Origin of the sequence: Paraburkholderia sp. BCC1885 (assembly GCF_900996235.1) — a bacterium.
Lineage (GTDB): Bacteria > Pseudomonadota > Gammaproteobacteria > Burkholderiales > Burkholderiaceae > Paraburkholderia.
Map to the genome: position 1 here is coordinate 1 of NZ_CAAJGM010000273.1, position 2565 is coordinate 2565.

At 63.5% G+C, this 2565-nt stretch carries 2 protein-coding genes; both read left to right on the top strand.

What is annotated here, in order from left to right; genetic code table 11:
• Positions 1–168: 168 nt before the first annotated feature.
• Positions 169–1692: an IS21 family transposase gene (istA, locus tag FQ755_RS34775; protein ID WP_144162293.1), complete on the top strand. Its 1524-nt coding sequence runs from the start codon at positions 169–171 to the stop codon at positions 1690–1692.
• 12 nt (positions 1693–1704) lie between these two features.
• Entirely contained in the window at positions 1705–2472 is a 768-nt protein-coding gene (gene istB, locus FQ755_RS34780; RefSeq protein ID WP_144162296.1) for an IS21-like element helper ATPase IstB, read from the top strand.
• Positions 2473–2565: the final 93 nt, after the last annotated feature.

A 2565-nucleotide genomic window follows, 5' to 3' on the forward strand; every position in this document is an offset into this window, starting at 1 on the left:
TGCGTATTTCGGACGAACGTGACCGGCCGTTTCGGGATGGTGACCGGCGATTTCGGGAACGTGACCGGGCATTTCGGGCACGTGACCGAGCGGACCGGAAGGCAGGATTGGCGTTGCGCATGAGATCAACCACGCGGGCTATGCTCGCCGGCTTTTGCCGGAGAGAACATGCCCGCGCACAGGATGAACATGCGCATGATCAAGGACGTTTTACGACTTAAATTCGACGGCGGCTTCTCGCACGATCGGATCGCCGCGTCACTGGGCATATCCAAGGGCGTGGTCACGAAGTACATCGGACTTGCCGGTGCCGCCGGGCTGGACTGGGCAAGCGCCTGCGATATGGACGAAGGCGAGCTCGAGCGGCGGCTTCTCGGCAAGCCCACGGGACCAGCAGGCTACGCCCAGCCCGACTACGGACGCATCCACCAGGAGCTGCGTCGCAAGGGCATGACGCTGACGTTGCTGTGGGAGGAGTACCAGGCCGAGTTCGCGGACCGGCAGACCTACCGCTATACGCAGTTCTGCGAGCACTACAAGGCGTTCACGAAACGCCTGAAGCGCTCGATGCGTCAGATTCACCGCGCCGGCGAGAAGCTGTTTGTCGACTTCGCCGGCCCCACGTTGCCGCTGAGGACTGGACGCCGCGCGCACATCTTCGTGGCGGCCATGGGCGCGTCGAGCTACACGTTCGCATGCGCGACGCCGGCCGAAACAATGGAGGACTGGCTGGGCGGCATTGGTCGCGCGCTGACCTTCTATGGCGGCGTGCCGCAGTTGATCGTGCCGGATAACCCGCGCGCGATGATTGCCGATCCCGATCGCTATGAACCTCGCGCCGGCGACACCGTGCTGGACTTTGCGCGTCACTACGGCACGTCATTCCTTCCTGCGCGCGTATATCGTCCGCAGGACAAACCGAAGGTAGAGGTTGCCGTCCAGGTCGTCGAACGCTGGATCATGGCGCGCCTGCGTCATCACCGGTTTGAGTCGGTCCACTCGGTCAATGAGGCGATCCGCCCGCTGCTCAAGAACCTGAATGAGAGGCCGTTCCAGAAGCTGCCGGGATGTCGCGCCAGCGCATTCGCCCAGCTGGACGCGCCGGCACTGCAGCCGCTGCCGGCACAGCCCTATGAGCTCGCGCGCTTCAAGACAGTGACGGTTCACATCGACTATCACGTCGAGATCAACAAACACCGCTACAGCGTGCCGCACGCGCTGGTCGGTCTCAAGCTCGATGCGCGCATCACGGCGGGCGCTGTCGAACTGCTGCATCGCGGTCGCCGTGTCGCCAGCCACGCACGCAACGACCGCGCAGGCGGCTACACCACCGTCGTCGAGCACATGCCGGCGGCGCACCGCGCTCATCTGGAATGGACGCCGCAGCGGCTGATTCACTGGGGCCAGCAGATCGGCGCGGCAACCGGCGTGCTTGTTACCCGGCTGCTGCAGGAGCAACGCCATCCGGAACACGGCTATCGGGCGTGCCTCGGATTGCTCTCGCTCTCACGTCGCTATGGCCGCGAACGTCTCGAAGCCGCCTGTGCGCTAGCACTGGAACTGGGCGTGCACCGTTACCGCCACGTGCGCGACATCCTGATCAACAACCGCGACCGCGCTGCAGTGGCAACGCCTGCCGACTGGATCAGCCCGAGCCACGCGCATGTACGCGGCCCCGGCTACTACCAATAAGGAAGACCCACCATGATGATGCAACAGACACTGACGCAACTGCGCACCCTGAAGCTGGACGGTTTCGCTGACGGCCTGGAAGAACAAATGACGCAGCCCGGTGCGGCCAGCCTGAGCTTCGAGGAACGCCTGTCACTACTGGTCGACCGGGAAGCCAGCTGGCGTGATGATCGCCGTCGGACCCGACTGCTCAAGCAGGCGCGCCTCAAGTATCCGCAAGCCGCCATTGAAGATCTCGACACGCGCGCTGGCCGTGGCGTCGATCCGCGCTCACTCACGAGTCTCGTGCTCGGTGACTGGGTCGAAGCCGGGTACAGCCTGCTCATCAGCGGTCCAACCGGCGCTGGGAAATCGTGGCTCGCTTGCGCCCTGGCCCAATACGCTTGCCGGCGCGGGCATTCGGCCTTGTATCTGCGCGTGCCGCGACTTGGCGAGGAGCTTCGCGTTCTGCACGGCAATGGCGGCTTCACAAAATGGCTGCTGCAGGTCGCACGCGTTGACGTGCTCCTGCTGGACGATTGGGGAATGGCTCCCCTCGACGCGATGGTCCGAAACGATCTGCTCGAGATGATCGATGACCGCTCGGCGGGAAAGGCGACCATCATCACCAGCCAATTACCGATTGAGCACTGGCATGGATGGGTCGGCGACGAGACCATCGCCGACGCAATGCTCGATCGTCTCATGCAGCGCCATCACCGGATCACGCTCACCGGTGAATCCCTCAGAAAGGCATCCCCAAAACCCAACGTCCTGGAGTCCGAACTCGACCAGAACTAACAAGAAAATCTACAATCAACACCGCGCAACGCCCAACCCCGCCGAATCGGTCACGTTCCCGAAATCGGCGGTCACGTTCGCCGAAATACGCAG

Coding starts and splice junctions, on each gene's coding strand:
- istA (WP_144162293.1), top strand. CDS start 169: ATGCCCGCGCACAGGATGAACATGCGCATGATCAAGGACGTTTTACGA.
- istB (WP_144162296.1), top strand. CDS start 1,705: ATGATGATGCAACAGACACTGACGCAACTGCGCACCCTGAAGCTGGAC.